The organism is Vibrio spartinae, from assembly GCF_024347135.1.
In the GTDB taxonomy this organism is placed as follows: Bacteria; Pseudomonadota; Gammaproteobacteria; order Enterobacterales; family Vibrionaceae; genus Vibrio; species Vibrio spartinae.
Genome location: NZ_AP024908.1, coordinates 1,070,181 through 1,084,460, shown reverse-complemented (window position 1 = coordinate 1,084,460; position 14,280 = coordinate 1,070,181). Strand labels below are relative to the sequence as shown.

Here is a 14,280-nt window from a genome sequence, read left to right as displayed (position 1 = left end):
AGAATTATTGGGCTTGAGATTCAGTCAACCGTGTGATGGTCAGAACGTTCTGATCAATTTGGGCCAGTTCAGACTGAACTTCATTGATATCGTGGATGCTTTCTTCAATGCTCGCAGACGCTTCGCTGGACAGGGTTAACATCTTGCTCATTTCTTCATTCAGGCCGAGTGAAGAGTGATTGACATGTTCCATCAGTGCAACGGTTGTTTCAATAACCTCTTTGATTGCATCGATTGAAGAATAAAGATTGTTCACTGTTTCTCCGGTAGAGCTGAGGCTATTTTGAGTACTTTGAGATAGATTTCTCACTTCATCGGCAACGACGGCAAACCCTCGTCCCTGTTCTCCGGCCCGGGCTGCTTCAATCGCGGCATTGAGTGCCAGCAAGTTGGTTCTCTCTGCAATACCATCAATGACGTCCAGAATATCCTGAATCTTGTTTGAATCGGTTTTTAAGGTTTCGACATATTGCTGGAGTTCCTGACTATGCTCAGTTTGTTTCTTCACTTCACTGGATAGCCCGGTAAACTGAGTCTGAACATTTTGGAGTACGTCTGAGGTATCTCTGGCGTAGGAGGCAACGTTCTGTAAACTTTGGAGCATCCGTCCCAATAGTTCCTTATAGCGGAATAAATCCCGGATCGTTGTCTGTTGCAGTGAGGCGACCTTCTTCAAGCTATGCAACTCATTCTGCAAGAAATAGGCTTTGAAATGGCTGTAGTAAATAGGAAAGTTATTGGTGTATTCGTCGTGAAATGACTCCCCTTCATGCATTTGATACAGATAAAGCGCGGTAAGCGTCTCATTTTGATGCAGCCCCAAAAACTCACCGAATGTACTGAATCCGGCAACCGCAGGAATATGATCAAAATTATGCACGGCAGCAAGCGAAGGACCATTATGTAAGCGACGCAGAATACAGTCATTTGCGAGCATCGCAATCGGTTCTCGCGGTTTACCACGCTGAAATGTTGCATAATCACGTTGGATTGATTCTGAAAAATCTTTTGCTTTCATCAGATACAATTTGTCACCGAATGAAAAATCGCAGAAGAAATTGATGGTTTCATCTTCATAGTTAATATTGGCAATGGAGCGAATATACGTTTCATTGCCAATTTTTACCCCGAAACTATATTGATCAAGCATGGACTCCAGTTTCGATGGGGTGCAAGCAAAATGTCGGCATAACATCGATAGTGGTGACTGGAGTGACATCGTCGCTTCATCAAGGAATGTTTTCACGGTGCGCGTCGCGGCATTTGTTTCGGCAATCGTAAAGTGAGTTGAAGTTACTTCAAAGTTGTGTGTTTTTAAGATGCCATAGCGAATGGCTGGTGCCAGTTTCACAAAGACCAGACAGACTTTATTGGTTAGGATTTTTCCGTCTAAGGCGACATCGGCCTGGCCGAAATCCAGTTTGCCGCCGGCTGAGCTGCCAATGAAGTAGCAGGGAAAACAATCAGACTGATAGAGCGCTTGTACAAAGAAATTTTCAGAAGAAGAGAGACCATCAAAGAATGTCAGTGCCACGGTATCGAGGTAGCTGACAGGAAAATCAAGGTTAACTTTTTTGATTTCATCCTGAATACGTGCGATTCGATCTTGGCGGCTAAACTTGATTTGACCACTTTTGATATCTTCGCAATAGAGTGGTACCTCGGCAATAGAAATGGCTTGGAATACCTGTTCACTGAAGCTTTGGATGACAATGTTATCCCAGCTTTCCGGTGTCGTATGATAGAGCCCTTTTTTATCCCGCCCTCCCAGCTCTCCTGCACTCATGATCGAGACGACATGTTTTGCAAAAGGCATCGCCTCTTTTAATTGTCTTGAAATCGCTTCGAAAGGAAGGTGGGGTGACACATAGGCGAGAACAAGGGCTGTGTTACTGGTATGAAAGCTCATTTCTTCTAATTGATTGACACGAATCTCATGGCTGGAGATTGCCTTCACTTTGACTGGGGGTTCGTGATGTCGAGATTGTTTTTTCGAGGCATTTCGCCAGGATAGATTGAACATAAAGCCACTCCGATTGTTAGGATCCCGGAAACGTCCGAATTATTTCGTGCATATCCGTTCAGTTTTTTATTTGTTTTTATTATGAGTAAATCGTTGAAATATTATAAACATGATGCATAAAAAACAATACGATTAGTATGAATAAAATCACGATATAAAAACAAGCACATTATCACTTATTTTGAGAGGTAAGAGGACTGATTTAATCGGTTTACCCATGTTGCTCGATACTCCACGAAGCGGGCTGTGGGTCTGACTCAATCCGGACTGTAGATTTTTCGTCAGCATCACCAGTTGCATTTCTTGACTGTAAGACCGATCAAAATATGGCTTCGGAAGTCAAAAATGTGTTGATATCGATTTGAAACAATCCATCGAAAGATTTGTCATCGAGAGTTTGGGCGACCTTATTTTTATGCGCGATGTTATTCACTTTATTTATATCAATAGAACTGATATGACCAGTTCATAGGTGGAGTGAATATAATTTGAGCATTTCAAATATATCATTGATTGAAAATTTGGAATATCACCCATAAAAATATGGACTCTGTATATTTTTATATGAGTAAAATAAATGTTTGATTCATTCAATTCGTATTGAAATTGGAATCAACGTCATATTTTTATGATCTTGTTATTTGTGCTATGAATTATTTTGTTTTCTTGATTCCGGAAAATCTTGATATTTTTTATAGAAAAACCGGACATTATACATTTTTGTTGTCAGAATTAAAACTTTTTTGTGAAAATTCTGTGCAAATTATTGCTCTCTATCATAAATGTAATCTACCTGACATCTGGCCTTAGGCTGTTTTGTGATCTTCTGCGGTAAATGAAAATTTATTAAATAATAGAAATGTTTTTAGATATCCTGCACTAGATTATTTTGTCAATATAAGAGAAAATTATTTCACCAATTAGGCAATATATTGCTTGAGATAGGCAAGATATTGCCCGACTGAATAAAAAACAATCGGCAAGAATAAATAAAATAGATAGATTCTAAGTAGTTGCCGGCAAAATCTGATGATTGTTCAACCGATTTTGCATTTATTTACACTTTTATCAGCTAACAACAGAGGCATAATATGGGAAACGGAATCGTCGTTGGTAATACAGGTTCTGATCATGATGGCTTTCCTCCTACTCCTGTCACCGCAGGGTCAGGAACCGTTAAATATGATGGTATTCCTGCGGCTCGGCAAGGTGATCCTCTTGCGCCACATGATAAGCCGAAACATCCACCTCATGGACGCGCTATTGCAGCAGGTTCAGGAACGGTAATGGTTGATGGAAAGCCAGCTGCCCGTGCTGGTGACCCGATCAGTTGTGGTGGTGCTTTACAAGGTGGTACCAGTGTTAATATCGGCTAAAAAGTTAATATCGGCTAAAAACAAGGCTTTTTTGCTCAGTGCTTTTGTGCTCGCTTCTTACAGCAACGTTGTCATGGCGGACGAAGTTGTGAATCCTGAGGCGGCGGTGACAATTGATGAAAATCCATATGCCACGGGTCATCGTAACGTGGAGCGTAATAGCTTGGGTCATGGTGGCAACTTGGATCATGGTGATAACGTGGATCATAGTGGCAGCTTGGATCGTGATAATTTGAATCGTGTTTCGATTCAGATACCAGAATCAGACCAGCAGGCAGATCAGCAAAAATATGACTATGATATTAATTTTTTGACCCCGACTCAGGCTTATGAAAAAGGACGTTTGCTGCGTGCGCAGTTTAAAAATGAAGAAGCACGACATTATCTACAATATGCTGCTGATAAAGGCGATGCGGATGCTGCTTACTTATATGCGGTAGAGTTGTCGGGATATAATCCGACCATCCGGACGCCGCGGCTTGTCAGAGAATATGTTGAGCAGGCGGCAAATCAGGGTAATCTGCATGCGATGAATTACCTGTACCAACATGGCACTTGGCTACGTACCACGATTCGACGGTCATGGCATAAACGCTACCATGATGGTCTGGTCAGACTCGCAGCGACACAACCTGCAAAGGCCGCTTATTATCTGTCGCTTTATTATGAAAAAACTGACTCGGATCAGTCTGAATATTATTTACAGCGCGCAATGGATTACAGTTATCCGCTCGCGTGGATGGATAATTCCAGAAGATCACTTGATGATATAAATCAGTTATATACGGAAACAAGATTTTCTACTGGGATTTATACCAACTACCGCAATGCAGCGGAACATCATTTTATCCCGGCGATGAAAGCATGTGTTGAACTATACGAAGGTCGCGGTGATTTTAAAAAAGCTTTTGCATGGCGTCAGCGGGCATTGGATGCCGGTGACCTGACATCTCTGGCTGTAGTCGCGAAAATATATGCGGGTGAAGCATCATCTTATCGGTTTGTCGATGAAGATTTGATTAAAGCCCGTGCTTATTCTGAACTTTATCTGGATTATGCTGGTAGCGATCGCTTGACAAGCTTACATAAATCAATGGAACAATTTTTCGTTGATATTACAAATGAGATGACGCCTCCGGATATTGAACGTGCTCAAAAAATTACAGACACTTATAAGGAAAAGGTAACCTTTTATAATCACGACACTTATTGGGATTTATAAATAAGGCACAGTGTTTTTATTTATTTCCTCAAATATAAAATAAGGGGATTTAATAATTGGTTGAATTTAAGTGTAATATTATCGATTTGAAAACATTATTAAATAAGTGGATGTTTTCACTTATTTAATTGATACGAATGTGATTCGTGTTCTCATGTCTGAGTCAGAATATTATTTCTGCTTAGATATCATTTTGCTGGTGAAATGAATATACGCAAGCAACGACTATTGGCATAGGTATTGGAGACTTGATATGTCTAAAGAAGGTAGTGTCGCTCCGAAAGAGCGCATTAATATTAAATATGTTCCTGCGACAGGGGATCAACAGGCCGAAATTGAATTACCACTCAAAACATTAGTGGTTGGTGATTTTAAAGGTCATACGGAAGAAACACCCCTTGAGGATCGTCAATCTGTTTCAGTTGACAAGAACAACTTCGAGTCAGTGATGCGTGAGAGTAGCCTCTCAATCAGCGCAACTGTAAAAAATAAATTGGGTGATGACCCTGATGCTGAGTTGCCAGTCGAGCTGAGCTTTAAGTCGTTGCAAGATTTTGCCCCAGATTCAGTTGCGGCTCAGGTTCCGGAATTGAATAAGCTGATCGAACTTCGTGAAGCCTTGGTTGCTTTAAAAGGTCCTTTAGGAAATATCCCTGCATTCAGAGAGCGCTTACAGGCCCTGATCGCATCTGAAGAGTCTCGTGAAAAGCTCCTTGCTGAACTGGATATTGTCGGCGGGTCTGAAGAAAAAGAACCTCAAGAGTAACGATAGACGCAATACTTTTGGTGTTTTTTAACTTATTGTCATAGGAACTTGATTAATGTCTGCTACAGAAGAAACGGTACTAGAAAGTCCCCAGGCTGGTGAACTCAGTCTGTTAGATGAAATTATGGCTCAAACACGTCTTGCGCCGAATGAAGAAGGTTATGATATCGCGAAAAAAGGTGTTGCCGCGTTTATCGAAAACCTGATTGGTTCGAGCCAAGAAGCAGAACCAGTCAATAAATCACTTGTTGACCAAATGCTGGTTGAGCTGGATAAGAAAATCAGTGCGCAAATGGATGAGATCCTTCACCATGAACAATTCCAGCAAATGGAATCGGCATGGCGTGGACTGAAGCTTTTCATCGACCGTACCGATTTCCGGGAAAACAACAAAGTTGACATCATCCATGTCACCAAAGAAGAACTGCTGGAAGATTTTGAGTTTGCACCAGAAATCTCTCAATCCGGTTTGTATAAGCAGGTTTATTCTTCTGGTTACGGTCAGTTTGGTGGTGAACCGACAGGCGCGATGATCGGCAACTATGCGTTCACACCGTCTACACCGGATATGAAACTACTTCAGTACATGGGCGCGCTTGGCGCAATGGCTCATGCACCGTTTATTTCGAGTGTAGGTCCTGAATTCTTTGGTATCGACTCTTTTGAAGAACTTCCTAATATCAAAGATGTGAAATCGATCTTCGAAAGTCCGAAATATACCAAGTGGCGTTCGCTGCGTGAATCTGAAGATGCACGCTATCTGGGTCTGACTGCACCACGTTTCTTGCTGCGTGTCCCTTACGATCCAATCGAAAACCCAATCAAAACGTTTAACTATCAGGAAAGTGTCCGTGAATCTCATGAACATTATCTGTGGGGTAACACAGCCTTTGCATTTGCAACTCGTTTGACCGATAGCTTTGCAAAATACAGATGGTGTCCGAACATCATTGGTCCTCAAAGTGGCGGTGCTGTTGAAGATCTACCGGTTCACGTTTTTGAAACAATGGGTGCTTTACAAGCGAAGATTCCAACGGAAGTGCTGATCACTGACCGGAAAGAATTTGAACTTGCAGAAGAAGGTTTCATTGCATTGACGATGCGTAAAGGCAGCGACAACGCAGCATTCTTCTCTGCCAACTCGATTCAGAAGCCAAAAGTCTTCCCGAATACGAAAGAAGGTAAAGAAGCAGAAACCAACTACAAGCTGGGTACTCAGCTCCCTTACATGATGATTATCAACCGTCTCGCACACTACATCAAAGTATTGCAACGCGAACAGATTGGTTCATGGAAAGAGAGACAAGACCTTGAGCGTGAACTGAATGGTTGGATCAAACAGTATGTTGCTGATCAGGAAAACCCACCGGCAGACGTTCGTAGTCGTCGCCCACTTCGTGCTGCACGCATTGAAGTGTCCGATGTAGAAGGTAACCCAGGCTGGTATCAGGTATCACTGGCGGTTCGCCCACACTTCAAGTACATGGGTGCGAACTTTGAACTGTCACTCGTTGGCCGTTTAGATCAGTAATATGTCTTATATTGCGCCTGAAGAGGTTGCATTTGGCGTCGGCTTCTTTGAACGCTTAGAAGCCGGCGAAAGACCTCGGTCTTTGACTCAGGGTCCAGATGCAAACGATGTGCTTAATTCGATCAAGCGGAACGTTTCCAATGTTCTGAATACTCGGCTGGGAGAAGCGCAAAGCGCACCTGAGCTGGGGCTCGTTGATTTTAACGATGCGACACTGGAAACACTTGATCTGGCTGTCAGAATCCGCATGGCGATTAAGGACTGTTTAAGAAAATATGAGCCACGATTGAAAGACATTGTGGTGACGTCAGAAAGAGACGATTTGAACCCATTATCATTGAGATTTCGGATCACCGCAGAAGTGAACAGTAGTGCTGTTCATGACACGGTAAAACTAAATCTGTTATTGGATCAAAACCGTCAATATCGAGTGTATTGATACATGGCACAAGATAAGTACTTTCGAGAAGAACTTTCATTTTTGAAAGAGCAGGGGAAGCGTTTCACTGAAATTCATCCCCAGCTTTCTCGTTTTCTTCATGGTCAGGTGACTGACCCGGATGTTGAACGTCTACTGGAAGGTTTTGCATTCCTGACAGCACGCTTGCGTGAAAAAGTTGAAGATGAATTTCCTGAGCTGACGCATTCCATTATTAATATGCTATGGCCGAACTATCTTCGACCTGTTCCCAGCATGAGTATTGTTGCGTTTCAGCCAGAATCGAAAGTCAGTGAGAAGCAGGTTGTCCGCGCAGGTATTCAACTCGACAGTTCAGAGAAAGTCTTAGGCACGGTATGTCATTTCCGGACATGTCGTGACGTCGCAGTTTACCCTTTAGTGATCGAGGATATTACCTCTCACCACACACGGGAATCGAGTACCGTTGATATCAATTTAGCGATGAAAGGCGAGATGTCGGTCGGCGAAGCGCTGGTTGACAGTTTGCGCTTTTATCTTGGCGGCGAGCTGTATAGCGCGCAGATGCTGTACCTGTGGCTCCATCACCATCTGGATAAAATGGTGGTCGACGTCAATGGGACTGAATTCAGTATCCCGCGGGATGCACTTCAGTCGGTTGGTTTTGCCGGTGAAGACGCACTGCTGCCGTACCCGAAAAATGTGTATGAAGGGTATCGGATTTTACAGGAGTATCTGTCATTTCCAGAGGCTTTCCATTTCTTTGATATTCATGCATTGGATAAAGTGCTGCCGAAATCAGTGCGTGGCAAAATGACGCTCCGCATTCATTTTTCAAAAACATTGCCGACAGATGTCCGGATTAATCAGAACAGTTTCCAACTTTACTGTGTGCCGATTATTAACCTGTTTGAGCATGATGCAGATCCAATTGACTTGACCGGTAAGCAGTCGGAATACCGCGTGATTCCATCGAGTCGTTATCCGTCACATTATGAAGTATTCAGTATCGACGGGGTTTATGGCTGGCAGGATAAAACGCAGGATAGTCAACGGATTCGTGGTGAAAAACGCGTTTATCACCCATTTGAAAGTTTTCAGCATCAGGTTGAAAGAGCCAGACAGCGTGAAGTGCTCTATTACCGTTCACGCGTCAAAGATAGTCAGCGTAATGATGGTTTCGACACCTTTATTTCGTTCATTCGCGGGGATGAAACGCGATCAGTCGATGTTGATGAAGCGATTTCGATCCAGCTGACCTGTACCAATCGATTATTACCGATTGAACTTGGGGCCGGAGATATCTGCCAATCAACGGACACTTCGCCCGACTATGTGACGTTCAAAAATATTATTGCACCGACTCAGCCGTTGCGTCCGGTTTTGGATGGCAGCTTGCTGTGGGGGTTAATTTCAAATTTATCATTGAATTATCTGTCGCTGCTTTCGAAAGATGCACTGAGCAGTGTACTCAGAAATTATGACTTCCGGGCACTGGTTGACCGTCAGGCCGAGCGTGTGGCGAAAAAGCGTCTGGAAGGCATTATCAAAATAGAATCGAAGCCCATAGATAAATTATTAAGAGGGCTTCCTGTACGTGGTCTGCAATCCGAGATTCATATTGATCAGGGCTGTTTTGGTTCAGAAGGTGATCTTTATCTGTTTGGTCGGGTGTTGAGCCACTTTTTTGCTTTGTATGCCAACATCAATTCATTTCATGAACTGATTTTGGTCAACGTCAGTAATAACGAGAAATACTCATGGGGAACCCGGACAGGGATGCAGCCGCTGATATAGATTCAGCTCAAAAAAAGCAAGCGCTCATACCAATACCGGATAAGGTGAGGTCGTACAATTTTTTCCAACTGGTGGAATTGTTACAAAAACTTCAGCGTTCAAATCCGGAAGATGAAGATTGGGAAAGAGTTTGTCGCCTGATATTCAGTGCGAATCCCAGCTTGGGGTTTTCACCTGCTGACGTGACGGATTTGACCCAGTTTGATGACGAACATTTGATTTTACAAACCAACTTTTTTGGTTTGACCGGATCGCAGTCTCCGTTACCGGGCTTCATTCTGGAGCAGTTGGCGGTTGAAGACCCGGGCGGATTCAAACGTCCTTTTCTGGATTTTTTCAATAACCGCCTGATCAACTTGGTCTATCGAATCTGGCGTAAATATCGTTATTACGTGCGTTTTCAGGATGACGCGCAGGATCTGTTTTCACAACAATTATTCGCGCTCGTTGGCTTAGCTGATCCTGATTTAAGGGGCGATACACCAATCAACTGGTGCAAAATGCTCGCTTACGCGGGTGTCCTGGCCGGACGAAGCCGATCTCCGCAGGTGGTTGCGGGGATTATTGCCCACTGCTTTGATCTGGAAGACGTCAGCATCCGGCAGTGGGAAAAGCGCAGAGTGATGATTGATCCGTCGCAGCAATTCTCCCTTGGTCAGCAAAATGGCAACTTGGGAATGAACACGGTCATCGGTGAATCGGTGATGGATTGCAACGGTAAATTTGTGATTTGTATTAAAGGGTTGTCACGCCAGCGATTTGCAGACTTTCTGCCGATCGGTAAGGAGTTTCAACCCCTGTGTAAGTTGGTGGAATTCGTCTTGCGAGAGCAGATGGCTTATGACTTGGAGCTCTCTATGGATGAGAAAGAAGTCCCCGTACTTCGATTGGACTCTCAGGATAGTGTGGCCTTGGGGTGGTATTCGTTTCTTGGCTCAGGTGAGCGCGAGAAAAACGTGTTAATTCAGGTGAGGCAATAGTGATGGTTCAGAGTAAACAGCCTTCCCTCAACATCATTGTCACCAATGTTCAGGTGTTGGAATCCGGTTTGATCTCGCGGACGTCTTGGACGCCTGCGGGTGGCACAATCGGAACAGCGACAGATAGTTTCTGGCATCTCTCGGATAAGAATGGCGCGATTTACCCGAATCATTGTGAAATTGTGGTCGTTGACGGTGCTTTTTGCGTTCGTGATAACTGCGGTGAAACCTATGTGAACGGTTCATCGATGGCGTTAGGCCGCAACAAGTTAGCCCGATTGGAAAACAAAGATGAAATTCAAGTGGGTCCGTACTTTCTCCGTGTTCATTTAGGTAACACGGGTGATGATGATATTGCTTCCAGCAATGTACTGGAGCAGTTGTTTGATGATGATCGTCATAGTCTGTTAGCGGACGATGACGGTGAAGCCGAGACTTTACACCGCAACGATCAAATCGATCACAGCGTGACTGACCCATTAATGGCACTCGATGAACTCTCTCCCCAGAACAAAGATGACAGTTATGTGTTGATTGACGGTGATGAAGATGAAGTCCGGGCAGAAGATGAAAACCAAGAGCAACCTTTGCTTGCTGCTGAAGAATATTACCAGCGCCCATTGCAGGAAACGCAGCAAGAGAACGGTGAATACGATATGACCGCGTCGATTAGTCTGAAGAAAATCTTCAGATTCGGGGCATTGAAGTTGGGCAGAAAGCCCAAATCAGACGTACAGCAGGCAGCGCCTGTCAATACGCGCAGTAACCACACCAATGCGACAGACAATCAATCTGTGCACAACCGATCTGTGAGTCATGGATCAGTCGATTATCAATCAGTGAACAACGAATCAGAGGGCTATGGGATGGATGAGAACGTACTCGATCTACTCGAAGAAGAAGTCGCAAAAAGCATGTCATCGACATCAGAACAGTCTGATGAAACAAATCATCATGGAAAACACCTGCTGACCGGTCCGATGCTGGATGGCTTGGGTGTCGATCTGACCGATAGCCATGATATGGAAAAAATGCACTTTCTTTCCGAAGAGCTGGGCCTGTCGCTTCAGTCATGTGTCAAAGGATTACTGGAGCTGCACAAACAGGTGACTCATGGTCATTTCGATATGATGAACCGCAATCTTCAGCCCATTGAAGATAATCCGCTGCGATTGGGTCTGTCTTATGAAGAGACCATGAAAACCATGTACGACTCGCAAAAGAGTCTGGTTCATTTGTCGGCACCGGCAGCCATTACCGAAAGTTTGAAAAGCATTCAAGATCATAACGAAGCGGTTCAGTATGCGACGACAGAAGCATTGACTCAGATACTGGCAGCGTTCTCACCTCAGGTACTTTTGCGTCGCTTTAATAATTATAAGCGTCCGAATGAGCAACGCAGTGACTCTGAGGATGCGTGGGCTTGGAATATGTATAGCAGCTACTACCAAGAACTGACGTCTAACCGCCAAAAAGGATTTGAAAAGCTGTTTTGGGAAATCTTCGAACAGTCTTACGACAAGAAAATCCGTGAGAAGCAACTGGAGTTCTGATTGTGAAAAAGTTTGCTTGTGTTTTATTCGCTTTACTCATGCTTACTGCGTGCAGCAGTAGCAGTAGTACGGCAGCGGATGAATATAATCCGGCAGAAGCTCCGACAACAGTGACATTCAGTATGGTGACGGATGCTGGTGTAAACCCCAATATCTGGGGCGAAGCATCACCGGTTGAAGTACAGGTCTTTGAATTGGAAGATGATTCCATGTTCATGTCGGCTGACTATGACACGATCAAAGCCAGCTACAAGAAAGCGCTCCGCAGTAACTTTGTCAGAGATTACGATTACATGATGATGCCCGGCCAGTTTAAGTTTGTGAATGCATTCAAAATTTCTCCGGACACGCATTATATCGGTGTCATGGCGCATTTTGCCGAACCTGAACTGAGTGAGTGGAAAAAAGCCGTCAAGGTCCTGAATAAAGGCCGAGAGTATCACCTGCTGATGCTGTTCAAAGACTACGATGTTAAATTAGAAAAAGTGGAATAATCGAGATGTTTGCACGTAACCGTGTTATCTGGAACGAAGGATTGTTTATCAAGCCTCAGCATTTCCAACAACAACAACGATATACAGAATACTATGTTGATGCACGGATGAATTCTGTCAGTGGCTATCTGTACGGCATCTCTGAGCTGGCATTAAATCCGGAATATCTGGCATTTGGCCGGATTGCAATTGAACGTTTATCAGGCGTTATGCCTGACGGTACAGTCTTTAACGTCCCGCAGGAAGACTCGCTCCCTGAACCGCTGGAAATCGAAGATGCTTCACTGGCTGGGCAGTTGGTCTATCTGGCACTGCCATTGCGGACCGAATCACTGCTCGAAGTGAATTGGCCTGAGGAACGAGGCACCGGGCGTTATGAAAGTCGCCGGATGGATGTCCGCGATGTACAAAGTATGCGCGGCGACACCACCACCATCGATGTTTCTCCGGTGCGGATGCATCTGATGCTGGAAAAAGAAGATCGCAGTTCCTATGCATCATTTGCGATTGCGCGGATTCTCGAAAAGCGTCCGGATGGCAGTTTGGTGCTGGATCCTGAATTTATCCCGTGTCATCTCAATTCATCTGTCAACGTAACACTGCATCGGGTGGTGACTGAAATCGCCGGGCTGATGAATGAACGAGCGAAAAGCATCGCTGAACGGATCAGTTCTCCCGGTCAGGGCGCTGTGGCTGACGTATCTGACTTTATGTTATTACAGGCGCTGAACCGCTTGCAGCCGCTGATTGAGCATTTATCCAAACTCCGGACCCTCCATCCCGAACGGCTGTTTGAATGTTTAGCGTCGATTTGTGGGGAACTGGCAACGTTTACCGATGAAAGTCGTCTGCCGCCAACCATTCCGGTTTATAACCATGACATGCCGACGGACTGTTTTATGACGTTGATTCGTCATATGAGACAGAGTCTGAGTGTCGTGCTTGAACCGCGTGCGGTTTCCATCCAGTTGGATAAACGGAAATATGGCCTGATGGTTGCGCCAATCCATGATACCAACCTCATGGAAGATGCTGACTTTATTATTGCGGTGAAAGCAAGAATGCCACTGGATGAGCTGCGTCGTGTGTTTGTCCAACAAACAAAAGTCGCTTCTGTTGAGAAGATCAGAGAGCTGATTTCTCTCCAGCTACCGGGGATTCCATTGACGCCGCTGCCTGTTGCGCCTCGTCAGCTCCCTTACCATGCCGGTTATACCTATTATCAACTTGATAAATCCAGTTCAGCTTGGTCAATGATCAAACAAGCCAGCGGTTTCGCTTTCCATGTGGCAGCAGCATTTGAAGACCTTGACTTACAATTCTGGGCGATAAGGAGTTAATGATGGTGCAGAACACGGGTGAACACATTGACAATTTACTGTTTGATAATGTGGAAAATATCAACCGGGACCAAGACTATTGGTTCCAATTACGGGGGGATAACCCCAATATTCTGATTGATGCAGCGACCCCGTTATTTGGTCTGTCGCTCCGGGTTCGGAGCATGACCAGTTGTCCGAATATCGAACAGATCTACCATCAAACGGTTGAAGAGATCAAAGCGATAGAAATCGAACTGACCGAGAAAGGTTTTGATAATGCTGTATTGATGGCTTATCGATACATCTTGTGCACGTTTCTCGATGAAGCCGTCATGGGCACTGAATGGGGCTCTTCCAGTATCTGGGCATCGCATTCCATGCTTTCCCGTTTTCATAATGAAACTTGGGGTGGAGAAAAGGTCTATACCATTCTTGCTCGTCTCGAAGGTGAACCGCAACGCTACAAGCTTCTGCTGGAGTTTATCTATCACTGTCTAGTCCTTGGTTTCGAAGGCAAGTATCGCGTGATGGAAAATGGCCACAATGAACGCGAAAGGGTGCTCAGTCACTTATACGATATGCTGGCCGCGCTTGAAGAGAAAAAGATTCAACCGCTCAATCAAGCCAATCAACATATCGTCGATGCCAAGTACCGTCTGAATCGTCAATTGCCGGTTTGGTCCGTTTTTCTTGGATTCTTCCTGCTGTGGAGCGGGATCTTTCTGGGTTACACATGGTTATTGCACGAGAAATCGGCTGACGTTGTGAACCAGTTAAGTCAACTTCTTAATTAATTTT

General features: G+C 44.5%; 12 protein-coding genes. 11 read left to right on the top strand and 1 reads right to left on the bottom strand.

Annotated features, from left to right (window positions below):
• Nucleotides 1-4: 4 nt before the first annotated feature.
• Nucleotides 5-2,023 carry a methyl-accepting chemotaxis protein gene (locus OCU60_RS22530; RefSeq protein WP_074374435.1) on the bottom strand — a complete coding sequence of 673 codons (2,019 nt, stop codon included), beginning with the start codon at nucleotides 2,021-2,023 and terminating at the stop codon, nucleotides 5-7.
• A 1,091-nt stretch (nucleotides 2,024-3,114) separates the two neighbouring features.
• On the opposite strand from OCU60_RS22530, the gene OCU60_RS22525 reads away from it, so the two are divergent.
• From OCU60_RS22525 to icmH, 11 genes are all read left to right on the top strand, one after another.
• On the top strand, nucleotides 3,115-3,399 hold the full coding sequence (locus tag OCU60_RS22525; protein ID WP_074374434.1) for a type VI secretion system PAAR protein: 285 nt from the start codon (nucleotides 3,115-3,117) through the stop codon (nucleotides 3,397-3,399).
• A gap of 73 nt (nucleotides 3,400-3,472) precedes the next feature.
• Complete coding sequence (locus OCU60_RS22520) at nucleotides 3,473-4,621, top strand: SEL1-like repeat protein (RefSeq protein WP_139302145.1); 1,149 nt, start codon at nucleotides 3,473-3,475, stop codon at nucleotides 4,619-4,621.
• 253 nt (nucleotides 4,622-4,874) lie between these two features.
• On the top strand, nucleotides 4,875-5,387 hold the full coding sequence (gene tssB / locus OCU60_RS22515) for a type VI secretion system contractile sheath small subunit (protein ID WP_074374433.1): 513 nt from the start codon (nucleotides 4,875-4,877) through the stop codon (nucleotides 5,385-5,387).
• 55 nt (nucleotides 5,388-5,442) lie between these two features.
• Nucleotides 5,443-6,918, top strand: a complete 1,476-nt coding sequence (gene tssC / locus OCU60_RS22510) for a type VI secretion system contractile sheath large subunit (protein WP_074374432.1) — start codon at nucleotides 5,443-5,445, stop codon at nucleotides 6,916-6,918.
• Nucleotide 6,919: 1 nt separating this feature from the next.
• On the top strand, nucleotides 6,920-7,357 hold the full coding sequence (tssE, locus tag OCU60_RS22505) for a type VI secretion system baseplate subunit TssE (protein WP_072963202.1): 438 nt from the start codon (nucleotides 6,920-6,922) through the stop codon (nucleotides 7,355-7,357).
• A 3-nt stretch (nucleotides 7,358-7,360) separates the two neighbouring features.
• Nucleotides 7,361-9,133, top strand: a complete 1,773-nt coding sequence (gene tssF / locus OCU60_RS22500) for a type VI secretion system baseplate subunit TssF (RefSeq protein WP_074374431.1) — start codon at nucleotides 7,361-7,363, stop codon at nucleotides 9,131-9,133.
• A complete protein-coding gene (gene tssG, locus OCU60_RS22495) occupies nucleotides 9,097-10,113 on the top strand; it encodes a type VI secretion system baseplate subunit TssG (protein WP_074374430.1) in 1,017 nt (338 codons plus the stop codon). Before tssF ends, tssG begins: the two co-directional genes overlap by 37 nt.
• A gap of 2 nt (nucleotides 10,114-10,115) precedes the next feature.
• Nucleotides 10,116-11,666 (top strand): type VI secretion system-associated FHA domain protein TagH, encoded by a 1,551-nt coding sequence (gene tagH, locus OCU60_RS22490; protein WP_074374429.1) that lies wholly within the window; start codon nucleotides 10,116-10,118, stop codon nucleotides 11,664-11,666.
• Nucleotides 11,663-12,160 carry a type VI secretion system lipoprotein TssJ gene (gene tssJ, locus OCU60_RS22485; RefSeq protein ID WP_370738695.1) on the top strand — a complete coding sequence of 166 codons (498 nt, stop codon included), beginning with the start codon at nucleotides 11,663-11,665 and terminating at the stop codon, nucleotides 12,158-12,160. The genes tagH and tssJ overlap by 4 nt, the downstream gene beginning before the upstream one ends.
• Before the next feature lie 5 nt (nucleotides 12,161-12,165).
• Nucleotides 12,166-13,500 carry a type VI secretion system baseplate subunit TssK gene (gene tssK / locus OCU60_RS22480; RefSeq protein WP_074374427.1) on the top strand — a complete coding sequence of 445 codons (1,335 nt, stop codon included), beginning with the start codon at nucleotides 12,166-12,168 and terminating at the stop codon, nucleotides 13,498-13,500.
• Nucleotides 13,501-13,502: 2 nt separating this feature from the next.
• Nucleotides 13,503-14,276 (top strand): type IVB secretion system protein IcmH/DotU, encoded by a 774-nt coding sequence (gene icmH / locus OCU60_RS22475; protein ID WP_074374426.1) that lies wholly within the window; start codon nucleotides 13,503-13,505, stop codon nucleotides 14,274-14,276.
• Nucleotides 14,277-14,280: the final 4 nt, after the last annotated feature.

Bases quoted from the DNA above. Each gene is read 5' to 3' on its own strand.
- OCU60_RS22530 (WP_074374435.1), bottom strand. From the start codon at position 2,023: ATGTTCAATCTATCCTGGCGAAATGCCTCGAAAAAACAATCTCGACAT.
- OCU60_RS22525 (WP_074374434.1), top strand. From the start codon at position 3,115: ATGGGAAACGGAATCGTCGTTGGTAATACAGGTTCTGATCATGATGGC.
- OCU60_RS22520 (WP_139302145.1), top strand. From the start codon at position 3,473: ATGGCGGACGAAGTTGTGAATCCTGAGGCGGCGGTGACAATTGATGAA.
- tssB (WP_074374433.1), top strand. From the start codon at position 4,875: ATGTCTAAAGAAGGTAGTGTCGCTCCGAAAGAGCGCATTAATATTAAA.
- tssC (WP_074374432.1), top strand. From the start codon at position 5,443: ATGTCTGCTACAGAAGAAACGGTACTAGAAAGTCCCCAGGCTGGTGAA.
- tssE (WP_072963202.1), top strand. From the start codon at position 6,920: ATGTCTTATATTGCGCCTGAAGAGGTTGCATTTGGCGTCGGCTTCTTT.
- tssF (WP_074374431.1), top strand. From the start codon at position 7,361: ATGGCACAAGATAAGTACTTTCGAGAAGAACTTTCATTTTTGAAAGAG.
- tssG (WP_074374430.1), top strand. From the start codon at position 9,097: ATGGGGAACCCGGACAGGGATGCAGCCGCTGATATAGATTCAGCTCAA.
- tagH (WP_074374429.1), top strand. From the start codon at position 10,116: ATGGTTCAGAGTAAACAGCCTTCCCTCAACATCATTGTCACCAATGTT.
- tssK (WP_074374427.1), top strand. From the start codon at position 12,166: ATGTTTGCACGTAACCGTGTTATCTGGAACGAAGGATTGTTTATCAAG.
- icmH (WP_074374426.1), top strand. From the start codon at position 13,503: ATGGTGCAGAACACGGGTGAACACATTGACAATTTACTGTTTGATAAT.